This is a genomic window from Streptomyces ossamyceticus (genome assembly GCF_001418475.1).
Lineage (GTDB): Bacteria > Actinomycetota > Actinomycetes > Streptomycetales > Streptomycetaceae > Streptomyces > Streptomyces ossamyceticus.
In genome coordinates, this window is sequence record NZ_LIQX01000175.1 from 1 (window position 1) to 14,460 (window position 14,460).

Here is a 14,460-nt window from a genome sequence, read left to right on the forward strand (position 1 = left end):
CGCCGACAGGAACTCCGTGTCGGCGTCGCCCACGGAGGTCCCGGTCAGCTCCAGGAACCAGCCGAGCACCCGCTCGGGCGTCGCCGGCCGACGGACCGGCGCGGTGAGCGGGGGTGGCGGGGCGGAGGCAGGGTCGGCGGGCGACGTCGCCACGGCGTTGTCACGCGCGGAGCCGCCGTGCGAGGGCGGCGCGGCCGAGACGGGAGGCCCAGCCGAGACAGGAGGCCCAGCCGAGACGGGAGGCCCAGCCGAGACGGGAGGCGTCTCGGGCACGTCGCCGCGTGCCGTTCCGGTGGCGGGCGGCGGCGTGGTCCGCCCCGGCGTCGGTGGCGCGGCGGGCCTGTGGGCCGGGGGGCGGGCATCGGCGAACGCCTCCGCCGGTACTCGCTTGGACGACATGTCGGCGAAGACGAGCAGCGGACGGCCCTCGGTGTCCGTCACCGTCTGGGTGACGCGGCATGCCTCCCCGTTCCAGAAGGCGGTCTCCGTGCGGACGTACGCCGCTTCGTCCAGCGGGCCGTGGAGGTGGACGCCCGCTGCCGACAGGGGGATGAACGCGGACGCGTCGGACGCGCCGAACACCGGGTTGTCCGGGGCGATCGCGGCGATGGTCACGCTGTCCAGGAGCCCCGGGAACAACTCGACGCCGGGCTCGTTCATCTCGCGCTGCCGCGCCCCCTCGACACGAGCGAGCGTGCCGCCGTCGGGGAGGCCCGCCACCCAGGAGATGTTCCGGTAGTAGCGGCCGTGGTGATAGCCGATCCGCCGCAGCCACCGGTAGAGGCCCGACCCGGCGTGCACCTCCCGGCAGGAGCCGAGCAGCGAGGCGACCGGCACGGGGGCGGGCGCGGTGACCGCCTCGCCCAGCAGCCGGCCGGATACGAAGGGACCCCCGTCGTGGTCGTCCTCCACCGTGAACCGCCCCTGACCGTCGACGCGGCACACCACGCGGCACGCGCCGGAGGGGATCAGCGGGCGGTGGAACAGCAGGTCCCGTACTCCGTGGAAGGCTTCGCCGCGCAGCGCGGCCCCCTCGCGCAGGAACTCCAGCCACGCCACCCCGGGCAGCATGATCCGGCGGTAGACGGCGTGCTGCGCGAGGGGCGCCTCGCCCGGTCCGAAGACCCGCGCGAAGACGTAACCGGCGGAGCCCTCGTCCCGCACGAGTTCGGCGGGCGCGCCGGGTTCGGGTGAGCGCAGCGGCTCTCGCAGGTCCAGGGCCCGGCCGCGCGGCTGGGCCGACGGCAGCAGCCGGGTGTGCCACGCGGTGTCCCGCTGGTACGCGGCCCAGTCGATGTCCTGGCCCGCCGCGAAGAGGCCGGCGGTGATCGCGGCGAGTTCCGCGGCGACCTCCCGTTCGTCGTGGGCGCGGGCCAGGCGCCCGCCCAACTCGTCGTCGGCTGCCGGTTCGTACTCGGCTCCGGGGGCCGGGTCACCGTCGCGGCGGAGGACGTCGGCGAGTGCCTCCTCCAGCGGGACGCGGCCCCAGGCGAAGTCGCGGAGCGCCTCCCAGCCCGTGGGCAGGTCGACCGCGGCCTCCGGCACCCCGGTGTCCCGCAACGCCACGGTGAGGGCGATTCCCTCGCTGATCCGCAGCAGTTCACCGGAGAAGTCGGCCAGGCGCACCCCGGTCGCCGTCTCGAACAGGCCCATGATCTCGTGCACGGCCGGCACCGAGCGGTCGAGCACCCCCAGCCAGCCGGGGGGTGCCTCGTCCGACGAGGGGCGGACCCGTACGGCGGTCCGTCCGGCGGTCCGTCCGGCGGTCCGTACGGCGGTCCCTGTCGCGGTCTGTCCGTCGGTCCGTGTGGCGGTCCGTCCGGTGGTTTCCCCGGGCAGGGTGGCGTCCGGTGCCTCGGGCCGGAGGAGCCAGGCGCGCAGGGCGGACGCCAGCTCCGTCGCGTCGGCCCCGGTGACGGCGACCCGCGCGGCGCGGTGCGGACGGGCCAGCCTCGCGGTGGCGCACACGTCGTCGAGGTCACCGGTCACGGTGGGCAGGAACGCGATCCACTGCGCGACCAGTTCCCGCAGCGCGTACGGGGTGTCGGCGGAGAGGGGCAGCACTCGCGGTGCCACCCGTGCCGCCGTCGTACGGGACGACCCGGCCGTGCGGCCCTCCTCGCGGGGGGCCGGGGGTACGGCTTCGGCGACGACGTGCGCGTTCGTCCCCCCGAAACCGAACCCGCTCACCGCGGCGCGTCGCACGGGCGCCTCGGGCCACGCACGGTGCGTGGCGGGGAGGTGGAAGGGGCTGTCGGCCAGGTCGAGGCGGGGGTTGGGGTCCTCCACGGTGAGCGCGGGGACGATGCCGTCGCGGAGCATGACGATCACCTTCGCGAGGCCCGCCAGACCCGCCGCCGAGTGCAGATGGCCGATGCGGCGCTTGAGGGAGCCGAGCGCCACGGAGTTGCGGGGAACGCCGTGCCGGCCGAACACCTCGGTGAGGGCCCGCGCCTCGATCGGGTCGCCGATGGCGGTCCCGGTGCCGTGGGCCTCGACGTACTGCACGGACAGCGGGTCGATGCGCCCGTACACCTTGCCCAGCAGTTCGACCTGGGCCTCCAGGTTCGGCGAGGTGACGCCCATGGTGCGGCCGTCGTTGTTGACCGCGCTCGCGGCGATCGCGCCGAGGATCAGGTCGCCGTCGGCCCGTGCCGCTCTCATCGGCTTCAGGACGAGGGCGACGGCTCCCTCGCCCGGCACATAGCCGTCGGCCCTGCGGTCGAAGGTCCGGCACAGGCCCGCCGGGGACAGCGCGCCGGTACGGGAGAGCAGGACGAAGGTGAGCGGGTCGATCAGCAGGTCGACGGCGCCGACGACGGCCAGCTCGCAAGCCCCCGCCGTCAGGCTCTGACAGGCCAGCCACACGGCCGTCAGGGAGGAGGAGCAGGCGGTGTCGACGACGAGGCCGGGACCGGCGAGGTCGAACCGGTCGGACAGCCAGGCCGCCATGAAGTTCTGCGACCGCCCCCAGAGGGAGGCGGGGCGAGGCCCGTCGCCGGGGCCGGCCGTCGGGCCATCGGACGGTCCTCGTGTGCCGCCGGCGCCGAGGCCGCGGCCGCGGTCGAAGCCGTACGCGTTCATGCGGGCGCCGACGAACACGCCCGCGTCGAGGCGCCGGCGGGTCCTCAGATAGCCGGAGTCCTCCAGCGCCCGGGCCCCCACCTCCAGCATCACCCGCTGCTGCGGGTCGAGGAGGACGGCGTCCTCGGCGGTCAGGCCGAACGCCTCGTGGTCGAAGGAGAACGGGTCCGGAAGGAAGGCGCCCCGGTGGTGCGCGCCCTGGTGGGCGCCGTCGCCGAGGTACAGGTCGCGGGCCCAGCGGCTCGGCGGGACCTCGTCGACCTCGACGCCGTCCCGCCTCAGCAGGGTCGCGAAGTCCGTGACGTCCTCGGCCCCCGGGAGCCTGACCGCCATGCCGATCACGGCGATACGGCCATCGAGCTCGCTCACAGCGGTCCTCTCGTTCGGCTCGGTCGTCATGGCGTCACCGGTTCCGGTCGCGGGTGAGGAGGGGGTGCAGCAGAGCGCTCAGGGCGGAGACACGCGGGTCGTCCGCGGCCCCCGAGACACGCTGGTCGTCCACGGCCCCGGAGACTTGCTGGTCGGCGCCGGCCACCCGTCCCGTCGACCGTGCGGCCTCGGCGGGTGCCTGGAACCCCTCCGGGACGGCCGCGACGAGACCGGCGGCGACCTCGGCGGCGGTGGGGGCCCGCATCAGCAGGGACGGATCGACGGTGAGGCCGCTGCATCGCTCCAGGGCGGCGGTCAGTTCGGCGATGACCAGGGAGTCCAGTCCCAGCGCCTGGAGCGGGCGGTCGCCCGGGTCCTCGCCCAGCACATGCACGAAGGCGTCCCGCACATGACCGCGCATCAGCTCATGGTTCCGTCCGCCGGTCGGCCGGGCGGCGATCACGGTACGGATCTCCGTGACCTCGTCGTACGCCCCGGACCGAGCCGCCGCCGGCGTCGCGGGAGGGTCGGCCGGTGCGGGTGCCTGCGGCGGCGCGGGTGCCTGCGGCGGCGCGGCTGTGGAAGCCGTGCCGGGGAAGACGACCGCGCCTCCCGACCTGATGTGGGCGAGGAACGCGTCGGCCGCCTCGTCCGCCGCGAGGGAGTGCGCGGCGGAGTACGACGCGTCCGCCTCCATGCCCGTGCCGGTCCAGTTGGGCCACGCGTGGGCGGTGGCCGCGGTGACGGAGCCGTTCTCGCGCTCCGCCAGGGCGAGTTGATAGGCGTTGGCCAGGCTGTAGTCGACGAGGCCGCGCCCGGCCCGCGGCTGGGTGCCCGCGATCGAGGACACCAGGACCGCGAAGTCGGCGCCCTCCTTTTGCGCCAGGCGTACGGCGTTCAGCGAGCCGGGGACCTTCGGGGCGACCACGCGCGCGGCGTCGCTCCAGGGCCGGCGGTGCATCGCGCCGAACGGGTTGACCCCGCCGGAGCAGTGCACGACACCGCGCAGGCGGCCCCAGCGCGCCCCGAACTCGTGCGCCGCGGCGGCCAGGGCGGAGGCGTCGGCGACATCACAGGGCAGGTACGCCGCCTCGGCCCCCTCGGCCACCTCCCGCAGCCGTGCGGCGCGGGCCTCGTCGAGGACGGACCGCCCGATGACGCCGAGGTGACGGGCCCCGCCGTCGACGAGCCGCCGGATCAGATGCCGTCCGACCGCGCCGAGCCCCCCGGTCACCAGGTAGTACCCGTCCCCGGTCGGCCGGTACGAGGGGCCGGGCGGAGCGGCGGCCGTTCCCGCCACGTACCGGACGCCTCGGCGGTAGGCCGCGGTCGTGCCGGGGAGGAGGTCCGTGCCCGTATCGACGTCGGGGCCTCGGAGCAGGGCCGCGTACTCGGCGGCGATCTGCCGGGCCCGGACGTCGGCCGGGTCCGCCGGGTCCAGGTCGACGACGGCGCACCGCTTCCGGCTCTCGGCGCAGGCCGCCCGTACGGCCACGGCCATGGCGGCGGCCTCCGGGCTCAGCCGTGCGTGCTCCGACCGTGCGCGCTCGGCCCCACGGCCGGCCGGACCGTGCACCGCCGCGCCGTCGTGTCCCGCCCAGAGCAGCCGCCCGTGCGCGGGCAACGCCTTGACGAGGGAGCCCAGTTCGGACCAGAACGCGCTGAGGTCGGCCGGTTCGGCGGACTGACCGTCCGGGGGGTTCACCACGACGACGGTGTCGGCGCCCAGACCGGTCTCCTCGACCATCGCGCCCTCCTCGCGGAGCAGAGCCGTGAGGGCGGCCCGCAGGGCGGTGTCGGCGGTGACGAGGCGCGCCGAGCCCCGTGGCGGCCGGGCCCCGCCGAGCGGCAGCTCCCGAGGACGCCATTCGACGCGGAGCGCCTCGGGGCCGCCCCCCGCGGCAGCCGCCGTGTCGTGGGCCGGTTCGGCGATCCCCGCCGTGGTCGCGGCCATGGCCGTACCGACGGGGGACGACGGTGTCGTCGCCTCGCGGGTGTGCCAGTGCTTCCGCGCGGCGAACGGGTAGGTCGGGAGGTCGGTGACGCGTGCGCCGGGCTCGGAGAGCCGGGCCCATTCGACGTGCGCGTATCCGGCTCTCACCATGGCGACAACGGCGGTGTGGCGGTGCGGTTCCCCGGCCGCGACCGTGCCGTCGAGGGCCTGTTCGACCGTGAGCGCGCTGTCGACGCGGGCGATCGGCAGCGCGCCCGCGGCGACGGACCGCAGTGCCGCGGCGAGTTCGGCGGCGTCGCGCCCGCTGACGGCCGTCTGGAACTCCAGCGGGGAGCGTCCCACGTTGGCCGTGTGGCAGAGGTCGGCGGTCTCCCGGTCGTCGTGCGCCGCGTCGAAGCGGTCGGCGTAGGCGGCGGCGAGGGTGCGTACGGTGGGCTCGTCCGCCGCGGTGACGCGCACCAGGTGGGGGCCTTGAACGGTCCCCGTACGGGCGGGTGCGGGTGGTGGCTCCTCGACGACGACATGGGCGTTGACTCCGCCCATGCCGAACGCGCTGACCGCGGCCCGCCTCGGTTGTCCGCCTCGCGGCCAGGGCCGGGGGCGGTCGGCCAGATGGAACGGGGTGTCCTCGAAGCGGATGTGGTCGTTGGGACGCGTCACGTGCAGGGTCGGCGGGATCACACCGTGCTCCATCGCCAGCAGCGTCTTGACCAGGCCCGCGAGGCCCGCCGCCGGCTCCAGATGGCCCAGGTTCGACTTCAGCGAGCCGATCGCGCAGAACTGGGCGCGGTCGGTGTGTTCACGCCAGGCCCGGGTCAGCCCCTCGACCTCGATCGGATCACCGAGACTCGTCCCGGTGCCGTGCGCCTCCAGGAGCCCGATCGTCTCCGGTGACACGCCGGCGTCCCGCAGGGCCTCGGCCACCACGTCCCCCTGACCGCGAGCGCTCGGCACCGTCAGTCCGCTGGTACGGCCCCCGTGATTGACCGCGCTCCCCCGGATCACGCCGCGTACCCGGTCCCCGTCCCGCAGCGCCCGTCTGCGCGCGCCACCGACCACCGAGACCAGCTCGTCCGTGAGCCGGCTCTCGAGCTCCGCGTGATTCAGACCGTCACCGACGGCCGCCTGCCGAGGAATACGGGATCGCACGCCTTCCACCCCATCAGCCACAGGGGCGGACGACATCCACGAAACGAACCATCTTCGAGTCCCACACAGGTTGCGCAAGGACTACTCCCGCCTCCTCCCTACGGATGAGACGCGACCCTGACCCCGCAAGCTTTCTGACGGTTCATCAGTATTGAATGTTCCGGCCCTCGCGGCTACGTTCCGCGACACCACCGTCCGAGACGAAGGGGTTGTCGCATGGCCGATGTCAGCGCGGAGGCACGCATCGGGGCACCCGCCGAGCAGGTTTGGGCCCGCCTCGTGGACTGGCCCTCGCACGGCGAGTGGAACACGACCCACACCGGTTTCCCCAAGGGCGGCCCGCAGTCGCTCGCGGTGGGCGGCACCTTCCAGGAGAACCTGAAGCTCATGGGCTTCCCGGCGGAGGTCGTGTGGACCATCGCCGAGCTGGAGCCGGCCCGGGTGCTGGCCATCCGCGGCAAGGGCCCGATGGCCGTCGACCTGGCCACCCGCTACACCCTCACCCCCGACGGCGACACCACCACGGTCCGCATCGACGGCAGTTTCACCGGCGCGGCCGTCTCCCTCATGGCGGGCAAACTGAAGGACTCCGCGACAGCCGCCCTCAGCGAGTCCCTGCGCAAACTGGACACCCTGGTGAAGTGAGAGCGCCACCCGACCCCCGCACCCGCACCCGCACCCGCACCCGCACACACGGAAAGTGCCCCGCGGAAACCACTCCGCGGGGCACCCCGAGCCACACCAAGGCAGACCTTGGGCCGCCGTCTCAGTCCTCGTCGGCGAGGATCAGGTACAGCTTCTTGCGGGCCTCGTTGATCACGGCCAGCGCCTTGTCGCGCTGGTCCTTGTCACCGGTCTTCCAGACCTGCCCGAACGCCTCCATCAGGCCGAACCCGGCCTGCCGGATCTCGCTCAGCGCCTCCCAGTCGACCCCGCGCGAGGCCTCTTCCCAGGGGGCTTCGGGCCCGTCCTCGGCCGCGGTGCGGCCGGCCTCGGTGAGCGAGAACAGCTTCTTGCCGCCCTCGGTCGCACTGGCGATCAGCCCCTCGTCCTCCAGCAGCTGAAGGGTGGGGTACACCGAGCCGGGGCTGGGCTTCCACGCCCCGCCGCTGCGCTCGGCGATCTCCTGGATCATCTCGTAGCCGTGCATGGGCCGGTCCTTGAGGAGGGCCAGGATCGACGCGCGTACGTCTCCCCGCCGCGCCCTCCCCCGGGGACCGCCTCGGCCTCGTCCACCCCAGGGTCCCGGACCGAATGGTCCGAAGGGGCCGGGGCCGCCATGGCCCGGCCCGAAGGGCCCGAACGCGGCGCGCGGCGTCTCACCTTCGCCCCGGCCGAACGGATGGCCGCCACCACGGCGCCCATGCCCCCGCTCGAATCCGAAGCCCTGTCCGTAGTCCTGTCCACGGGAACGCATCACGATCACTCCATTCCATCGTTGATCTGTCGCGATGCCTCAACGATATATCGGAAACTGTCGTGCGACAACCCCCTTCGCCGTTCGGGACCTGAGACTTTCAGCGAGAGTTGTCACATTTGAGCAGCAATTGACACTCAAGGGGGCATTCGCCGTCAGTAACCCGCGGCACACCTCGTCGGCGTTCACGCACAGCAGCGCCCCGGTCAGCACGCCCTGCCCGACGAGCGAGCCGACGAGCGTGCGGCGGGCTCCGAAGCGGCCGATGACCTTGGAGGCGTAGGCCCCGGCGACGGCCGACAGCACACCCGCCACGCCGAAGATCAGCCCGGTTCGGAAGGCGGATAGATCCAGGGTCTCCTCGAAGTACAGGGTCAGCACGAACACCAGCGTCGACATCATCGAGAAGGTGACCAGACCGGCCAGGTTGCCCCATGCCACGGTGCGGCGGCGCAGCATCGGCAGGCCCGGAGTTCGCCGAGCCGTGGGAGCGGCGGGACATCGAGGAGGCCGGGCAGATCCGCAAGGAGATGATCCACCCGGTGCTCGGGCTGCTGTGCTTCGAGTCCAGCGTGATGAGGCTGCCGGCGCGGCCGGATCTGTCGATCGTCCTGCACACACCGCTGGAGGATGCGGACACCGCAGGCAAGCTGGAGTGGCTGGCGTCGCCGGAGGGGCGGCGCGGGGCGATGTACCCCGTGGCGGGATAGCCGTGCTACTGAGGTGTTCGGTTCGGTGGATGGCCGCCGCGCCACGTGCGCCACGGGCGTGCCTTCGAAGGGGATGACCCGGCTGTCCTGGAAGGCGCCGGCGAGGTGTCGCTCGTCGCCGGGGTGGAAGAGGACCGCTGCGGCGCGCTGGTCGTCCGGCAGCAGGTTCATGAGCTCCAGCGCAAGTTCGGCGCGTCGCTGGAACGGACGGCCGGACCCCGCGTACTCGCCCTCGTCGATCTGGTCGGGCTCGGCGCCCAGGAACAGCGGGCTGATCGTCATGTTCCCGTCGCCGACCAGGCAGTTCACGGCCGCGTGGGGTCCGTACAGCTGCCATCCCCACGGCTGTTCGGAGTCCGGGGTGCCGTAGAGAGCGATGTTGTAGCTGAACTCGTTGAGGATTTTCGGCAGGTCCACGACCTCGCCGAGGAAGCCGTTGATCCGCATCATCTGCCGCACCAGCGCGTAACCCTCGGGGCTCAGCGAAGCCTCGACCAGGGCCAGTGCGGCCCGCTGGACCGGCGACGGCTGGAATTCCAGCCGCAACCCGGTGTCGAACTGCATGAACTCAGGGTTGGCCCAGGTTTGCCATTCGGGAGCGTCGACCGGATGGCAGAGTCTTTCGCGGTCGGCGTCGGAGACGACGTCGACCAGATGCTGTGCCGCTTTCCGGATCTCGTCGACCGGCGCCCGTTCGCCGGGCCGGACAGTCTCGAGTGGGTGAAGCTCGGGGTGAACATCGCCGTTCTCGCTGACCCCGCGGAACGGCGCGAGATAGAGCGGTTCCCAGCCGTTGATGAGGCCACCCGTGAACTCGATGATCGAGGGGGAACAGGTACTGACGGTATTCCGAACTGCCCATGGGGGTCCTCTCCTGGCTACGCCTTGACCTGGTGTCGCGCCACGGCGTCCCTCACAGCTGCCTCATCGGCTGCCGCTGTCGCTTCAACGAGGTCGCGGTGGACCTCGTACCTTTCCTGCTGGTACTCGTGCTGGACGCCAAGGTCCCCCACCACCATGGACGTGCCGGCGGCCAGATGACCGAGTGTTCCGATGTAGACGGCGCGGGCCATCTCGATCGGTCAGATCTGCGCGATGCGTTCGTGCAGGGTCCGGCTACGAGGAGATCGTCGCCGGAGACCGGCAGCTGGTCGCCGAGACAGGACGGGCGATGTTCACGATCGACGACCACGCCGCGGAAATCGAGCCGATGCGACCGTAAGGCGGTTCCACGCCGCACAGCGACGAGCTGTGCGGGGTCTACGCCTCGCTGCAGATCTACGCCGACGACATCGGCGTGTCGCTGAGCACGGACCTGAACTACCGATTCCCCTCGCACCGTTGGCCAGCAGCCGTGGTCACTGATCCGTCATGATTGGACATTCCCAGCCGCAGTATCCGGGCCGCGTTCTGCTTGATGATCAGGGGCCTTACCTCGTCCTTGATCGGCAGTTCGGCGAAGTCGGCCAGCCAGCGGTCGGGGGTGAGGACGGGGAAGTCCGAGCCGAAGAGCACCTTGTGTTTGAGGAAGCTGTCAGCCGCTCGCACGAGCTGGGGCGGGAAGTACTTCGGTGACCAGCCCGACAGGTCGATGTAGACGTTGGCTTTGTGGGTGGCGATGGAGATTGCCGCGTCCTGCCAGGGGACTGAGGGGTGCGCCATGATGATGGTGAGGCCAGGGAAGTCGGCGGCCACGTCGTCGAGCAGCATGGGGTCGGAGTAGCGCAGTTTGATGCCGCGTCCGCCGGGCAGGCCGGCTCCGATGCCGGTCTGCCCGGTGTGGAAGAGGGCGGGAACGCCGAGTTCGGCGAGGGATTCGTACAGCGGGTAGTGGCGAATGTCGTTGGGCTGGAAGGCCTGAAGACTGGGATGGAATTTGAAGCCGCGTACGCCATGTTCGGTGACCAGGCGTCGGGCGCGTCGGATCGCGGCCTGTCCGGCGTGCGGGTCGACAGAGCCGAAGGGGATGAGGACGTCGGGGTGTGCGGCGGCCTGGTCGGCGATCTCCTCGCTGGACAGGGCCGGGTGGCCGGTCGCAGCGGTGGCGTCGACGGTGAACACGACTGCCGCCATGTGCCGGGCGCGGTAGTGGTCGGCGATGTGCGCGAGGGTGGGCGTGCGGTGTGCGGAGGACTTGAAGTAGGCCGCGGAGGCGTCCATGAGTTCGTCGTCGAGTGAGTAGCAGCCGTGGGTGTCCTGCTCGACGTGGACGTGGATGTCGATCGCGTCCAGGGCGGTGGCTTCCATACGTTCTCTCCCCTGCGGGGCTCGTCGAAGGTCTGGGGGTTCAGTGCGCGAGGCGCTGCGCCGCCAGTGCGGCGAAGGTGTCCAGCGACGCTGGGGCGGCCAGGGTGTCGCGGCCTGCTACCTCGGAGGAGGCGGCCCCCAGAAGGATTTTCTTGACCGGTACCTCGAGTTTCTTGCCGGTGCGGTTGCGGGGTACGACGGGCACGGCGTGGATGCTGTCGGGCACATGGCGTGGGGAGAGGGCGTTGCGCAGCTTGGTGGTGATCAGCTTGCGCAGGGCGTCGTCGAGTTCCGCGCCGTCGCGCAGTGCGACGAACAGGAGGAGTTCTCCGGGGCCGCCTGCGGTGTCCTCGAGGTGGACGACCAGGCTGTCGTCGACTGCGGGGAGTTCTTCCATGACGCGGTAGAACTCCGCGGTGCCCAGGCGAACCCCGCCGCGGTTGAGGGTGGCGTCCGAGCGTCCTGCCACCGTGCAGCTCCCTGTCGCTGCCGAGAAGCGCACCCAGTCGCCATGGCGCCACACGCCCGGGTAGGCGTGGAAGTAGGTGTCCCGGTAGCGGGAGCCGTCGGTGTCGCCCCAGAAGCCGGTCGGCATGGAGGGCATGGGCTGGGTGATGACCAGTTCGCCGAGTTCGTCGATGACCTCGTTGCCCTGTTCGTCATAGGCGGTGGCGGCCACTCCCAGGCAGGGGCCGGAGATGGCTCCGGCCCACACGGGCTGCAGGGGGCTGCCCTGCAGGATGCCCGAGCACACATCCGTGCCGCCGCTGCCCACGTTGAGCAGCACGCTGGGGCCGAACTGTTCGTGCACCCAGTGGTATCCCTCGGGTGGCAGTGGGCTTCCGGCGGCGCCGATCTGGCGCAGCCGGGACAGGTCGTGGTCCGTTGCCGGGGTCAGGCCCTGTTTGCGGCAGGCCATCAGGAATCCCGGGCTGGCACCCATGAGGGTGGCGCCGGTGTTCTCGGCGAGGCGCCACTGCCAGTCCAGGTCGGGATGGAGGGGGTTGCCGTCGATCAGCACGACCGAGGCGCCCACGAGCAGCCCGGAGACCAGTGAGTTCCACATCATCCAGGCCGTGGTGGTGAACCACAGGATGCGGTCGCCCGGGCGCAGGTCCCAGCTCAGGGAGTGGTTTTTCAGGTGCTCCAGCAGGATGCCGCCGTGGGCGTGGACGATCGGCTTGGGTTGGCCCGTGGTGCCCGAAGAGAACAGCACCCACAGCGGGTGGGCGAAGGGGACCGCTTCGAAGCCGGGCTCTGCGCCCCCGGCGAGCAGGTCGTCCCAGGACACCGTGTCCGGGAGATGCGCCGCCCCGTACGGGACGTGGACGGTGTGGCGAAGGGTGGGCAGTGCGGCCCGGATGGCTGCGACCTCCTCGCGCCGGTCGATGTCCTTCTCCCCGTAGCGGTATCCGGAGATGGTGAGCAGAATGGTGGGCTCGATCTGCGAGAACCGGTCGATGACGCCCCGGGCGCCGAACTCCGGCGCGCAGCTTGACCAGATGGCTCCCAGGCTGGCGGTGGCCAGGAAGGCCACGAGGGTCTCGGGGATGTTCGGCAGGTAGGCGACGACCCGGTCGCCCCGACGGACACCGAGCCGGCGCAGACCGGCCCTGGCGTGTGCGACCTGCTGGGCCAGTTCCCCCCAGGTCAGTTGGACCGGCCCGCGAGTCTGGGAACGGGCCAGCACCGCCAGGTCACCGGGCATGTGTTCGCCTGGGCGCAGGGCGTGCTCGGCGTAGTTGAGGGTGGCGCCGTCAAACCATTCGGCGCCGGGCATGTCCCTGCGGCCGAGCACTCGATCGTAGGGGGTGTGCGCGCGGACGTCGAAGTATTCCCAGATCGACGACCAGAAGCCTTCGAGGTCGGTGACGGACCAGCGGTGCAGGGCGCGGTAGTCGGCGCAGGCGAGGTTGCGGTGCTGTTCCAGCCAGGCGAGGTAGTCGCCGATCACGGTGGTTTGGCCAACGTCGGCGGCCGGTGCGCGCAGCATCTCCGGCTCGTTCATGTGGTGCTCCTTCGCGGATGTGGTTGGTCAGGCCGTTCACGGTCTGACCAACCACGAGATCAGGCGCCCGCGGGGGCTTGCGGATGCGGCGACTCGGGCTCTGTGGGCAGGGCGCCCGTCTCAGGACGCTTCGCTGCCCCCGATGCGGATCGGAGCTGCTTGATCACTCCGGCGATCAGGGCCACGGCAGTGGCCAGTCCGCTGAGCAGCAGTGATCTCTGGCTGCCTGGGTCGAAGGCGAGTCCGGTCACGATGCCGATCAGGATCAGCACCACCAGTGCGGGAAGGTAGGGGAAGCCCCACATGCGCACCGTGAGTTTTTCGGCCTCGACCGCGCCCATGCGGCGGCGGGTCTGGATCTGGGTGGCTGCGATGAAGAGGTAGACGGCGACGCCGATGGTCCCGGAGGACTGCAGGAGGAAGAGGAAGACGGAGTCGGTGGGGAAGAAGTAGTCGGCCACCACGGTGAGGAAACCGCCGGAGCTCGCGGCGAGGACGGCGTTGACGGGAACGCCGCGCGCGGTCACGCGTCCCAGAGCGGCAGGCAGTTCACCACGCCGAGCGGCAGCGAACATCATGCGGGAGGAGGAGTACATACCGGAGTTGAGCAGCGACAGCACCGCTGTCAGGACGATGACGTCGACGATCGCTGTCGCGTGCGGGACACCGAGCCGCGCGAGTGCGGCACCGTAGGGGCCGGCCGCGATGTCCTTGGCGTCGTAAGGAATGAGGGTGACGACGACAGCCACCGACCCGACGTAGAAGATCATGATCCGGACGATGACCGAGCGCATCGCACGGCGGACCGCGGCGGCGGGCTGCTTGGCCTCGCCTGCGGCGATGGTCACGCTCTCGGCGCCGAAGAAGGAGAAGAAGACCACCAGACAGGCGAGCCAGACCGGCTGCCAGCCGTGCGGGGCGAAGCCGTGGGCGGTGAGGTTGGCGAGTCCCGGCGCATCGGTGCCGGGCAGCGCACCGGAGATGCCCAGCGCGCCGATGACCAGGAACGCGCAGATCGCGACGACCTTGATCAGCGCGAACCAGAACTCGAACTGGCCGAAGGCTCGAGCCGAGACCAGGTTGGTCAGCGTGAAGGCCAGCATGAAGACCAAAGCCGCCGCCCACGGTGCCACCGTTGGGAAGAACCCGTGCACGATGGCCGCGCCGGCCGTGGCCTCGAAGCCGATCACGACCACCCACGAATAGGTGTACAGGGAACTCACGGTGACGCCCGCCCAGGGGCCGAAGGCGCGGGTGGCGTAGGTGGCGAAGGAGCCCGAGTCGGGCGAGGCCACAGCCAGTTCAGCGAGCATCCGCATGATCAGGAAGACGACGGCGCCAACGCCGATGTACGCCAGCAGCACGGCGGGGCCCGCCGCGGAGATCGCCGTGCCGCTGCCGACGAACAGGCCGGCGCCGATGACGCCGCCGATGGCGATCATGCTGAGTTGCCGGGTGGACAGGACGGGCTTGAGGGCCCGCGGGGACGGGGGTGTAGAGTTGTTGATCATCTGGGGCCTCC

General features: G+C 71.6%; 8 protein-coding genes and 3 pseudogenes. 2 read left to right on the forward strand and 9 right to left on the reverse strand.

Translation table 11 applies throughout. From position 1 onward, the window contains the following. Both AOK15_RS14405 and AOK15_RS14410 read right to left on the reverse strand, forming a co-directional pair. On the reverse strand, positions 1 to 3,453 hold a 3,453-nt coding region (locus AOK15_RS14405; protein WP_205632134.1), incomplete at its 3' end, for a beta-ketoacyl synthase N-terminal-like domain-containing protein. A gap of 34 nt (positions 3,454 to 3,487) precedes the next feature. Then, on the reverse strand, positions 3,488 to 6,556 hold the full coding sequence (locus AOK15_RS14410) for an SDR family oxidoreductase (RefSeq protein WP_055516604.1): 3,069 nt from the start codon (positions 6,554 to 6,556) through the stop codon (positions 3,488 to 3,490). 216 nt (positions 6,557 to 6,772) lie between these two features. Between AOK15_RS14410 and AOK15_RS14415 the strand changes: the two genes are divergently transcribed. Further along, positions 6,773 to 7,201, forward strand: a complete 429-nt coding sequence (locus AOK15_RS14415) for a type II toxin-antitoxin system Rv0910 family toxin (RefSeq protein WP_055516606.1) — start codon at positions 6,773 to 6,775, stop codon at positions 7,199 to 7,201. 121 nt (positions 7,202 to 7,322) lie between these two features. On the opposite strand, the gene AOK15_RS42110 is transcribed toward AOK15_RS14415, so the two are convergent. Both AOK15_RS42110 and AOK15_RS42115 read right to left on the reverse strand, forming a co-directional pair. Then, positions 7,323 to 7,973, reverse strand: coding sequence for a PadR family transcriptional regulator (locus AOK15_RS42110; RefSeq protein ID WP_079058490.1), 651 nt, complete (start codon positions 7,971 to 7,973; stop codon positions 7,323 to 7,325). A 126-nt stretch (positions 7,974 to 8,099) separates the two neighbouring features. Next, positions 8,100 to 8,438, reverse strand: a pseudogene (locus AOK15_RS42115) (MFS transporter); the annotation flags it as partial. Between AOK15_RS42115 and AOK15_RS43920 the strand changes: the two are divergent. Further along, a pseudogene (locus AOK15_RS43920) lies at positions 8,432 to 8,683 on the forward strand (MmyB family transcriptional regulator); the annotation flags it as partial. The pseudogenes AOK15_RS42115 and AOK15_RS43920 overlap by 7 nt on opposite strands. A gap of 54 nt (positions 8,684 to 8,737) precedes the next feature. On the opposite strand, the pseudogene AOK15_RS14430 reads toward AOK15_RS43920, so the two are convergent. From AOK15_RS14430 to AOK15_RS14450, 5 genes and pseudogenes are all read right to left on the reverse strand, one after another. Continuing rightward, positions 8,738 to 9,505: pseudogene (locus tag AOK15_RS14430) on the reverse strand (DUF3500 domain-containing protein); the annotation flags it as partial. 56 nt (positions 9,506 to 9,561) lie between these two features. Continuing rightward, positions 9,562 to 9,756, reverse strand: coding sequence for a hypothetical protein (locus AOK15_RS45610; protein WP_055516616.1), 195 nt, complete (start codon positions 9,754 to 9,756; stop codon positions 9,562 to 9,564). Between the two features lie 247 nt (positions 9,757 to 10,003). Beyond that, complete coding sequence (couO, locus tag AOK15_RS14440) at positions 10,004 to 10,930, reverse strand: 4-hydroxyphenyl-beta-ketoacyl-CoA hydrolase (RefSeq protein WP_055516619.1); 927 nt, start codon at positions 10,928 to 10,930, stop codon at positions 10,004 to 10,006. Positions 10,931 to 10,970: 40 nt separating this feature from the next. Next, positions 10,971 to 12,938, reverse strand: a complete 1,968-nt coding sequence (locus tag AOK15_RS14445) for an acetoacetate--CoA ligase (protein WP_055516621.1) — start codon at positions 12,936 to 12,938, stop codon at positions 10,971 to 10,973. A gap of 59 nt (positions 12,939 to 12,997) precedes the next feature. Further along, positions 12,998 to 14,449 (reverse strand): amino acid permease, encoded by a 1,452-nt coding sequence (locus tag AOK15_RS14450; RefSeq protein ID WP_055516624.1) that lies wholly within the window; start codon positions 14,447 to 14,449, stop codon positions 12,998 to 13,000. Positions 14,450 to 14,460: the final 11 nt, after the last annotated feature.

Bases quoted from the DNA above. Each gene is read 5' to 3' on its own strand.
- AOK15_RS14415 (WP_055516606.1), top strand. From the start codon at position 6,773: ATGGCCGATGTCAGCGCGGAGGCACGCATCGGGGCACCCGCCGAGCAG.
- AOK15_RS42110 (WP_079058490.1), bottom strand. From the start codon at position 7,973: ATGCGTTCCCGTGGACAGGACTACGGACAGGGCTTCGGATTCGAGCGG.
- AOK15_RS45610 (WP_055516616.1), bottom strand. From the start codon at position 9,756: ATGGCCCGCGCCGTCTACATCGGAACACTCGGTCATCTGGCCGCCGGC.
- couO (WP_055516619.1), bottom strand. From the start codon at position 10,930: ATGGAAGCCACCGCCCTGGACGCGATCGACATCCACGTCCACGTCGAG.
- AOK15_RS14445 (WP_055516621.1), bottom strand. From the start codon at position 12,938: ATGAACGAGCCGGAGATGCTGCGCGCACCGGCCGCCGACGTTGGCCAA.
- AOK15_RS14450 (WP_055516624.1), bottom strand. From the start codon at position 14,449: ATGATCAACAACTCTACACCCCCGTCCCCGCGGGCCCTCAAGCCCGTC.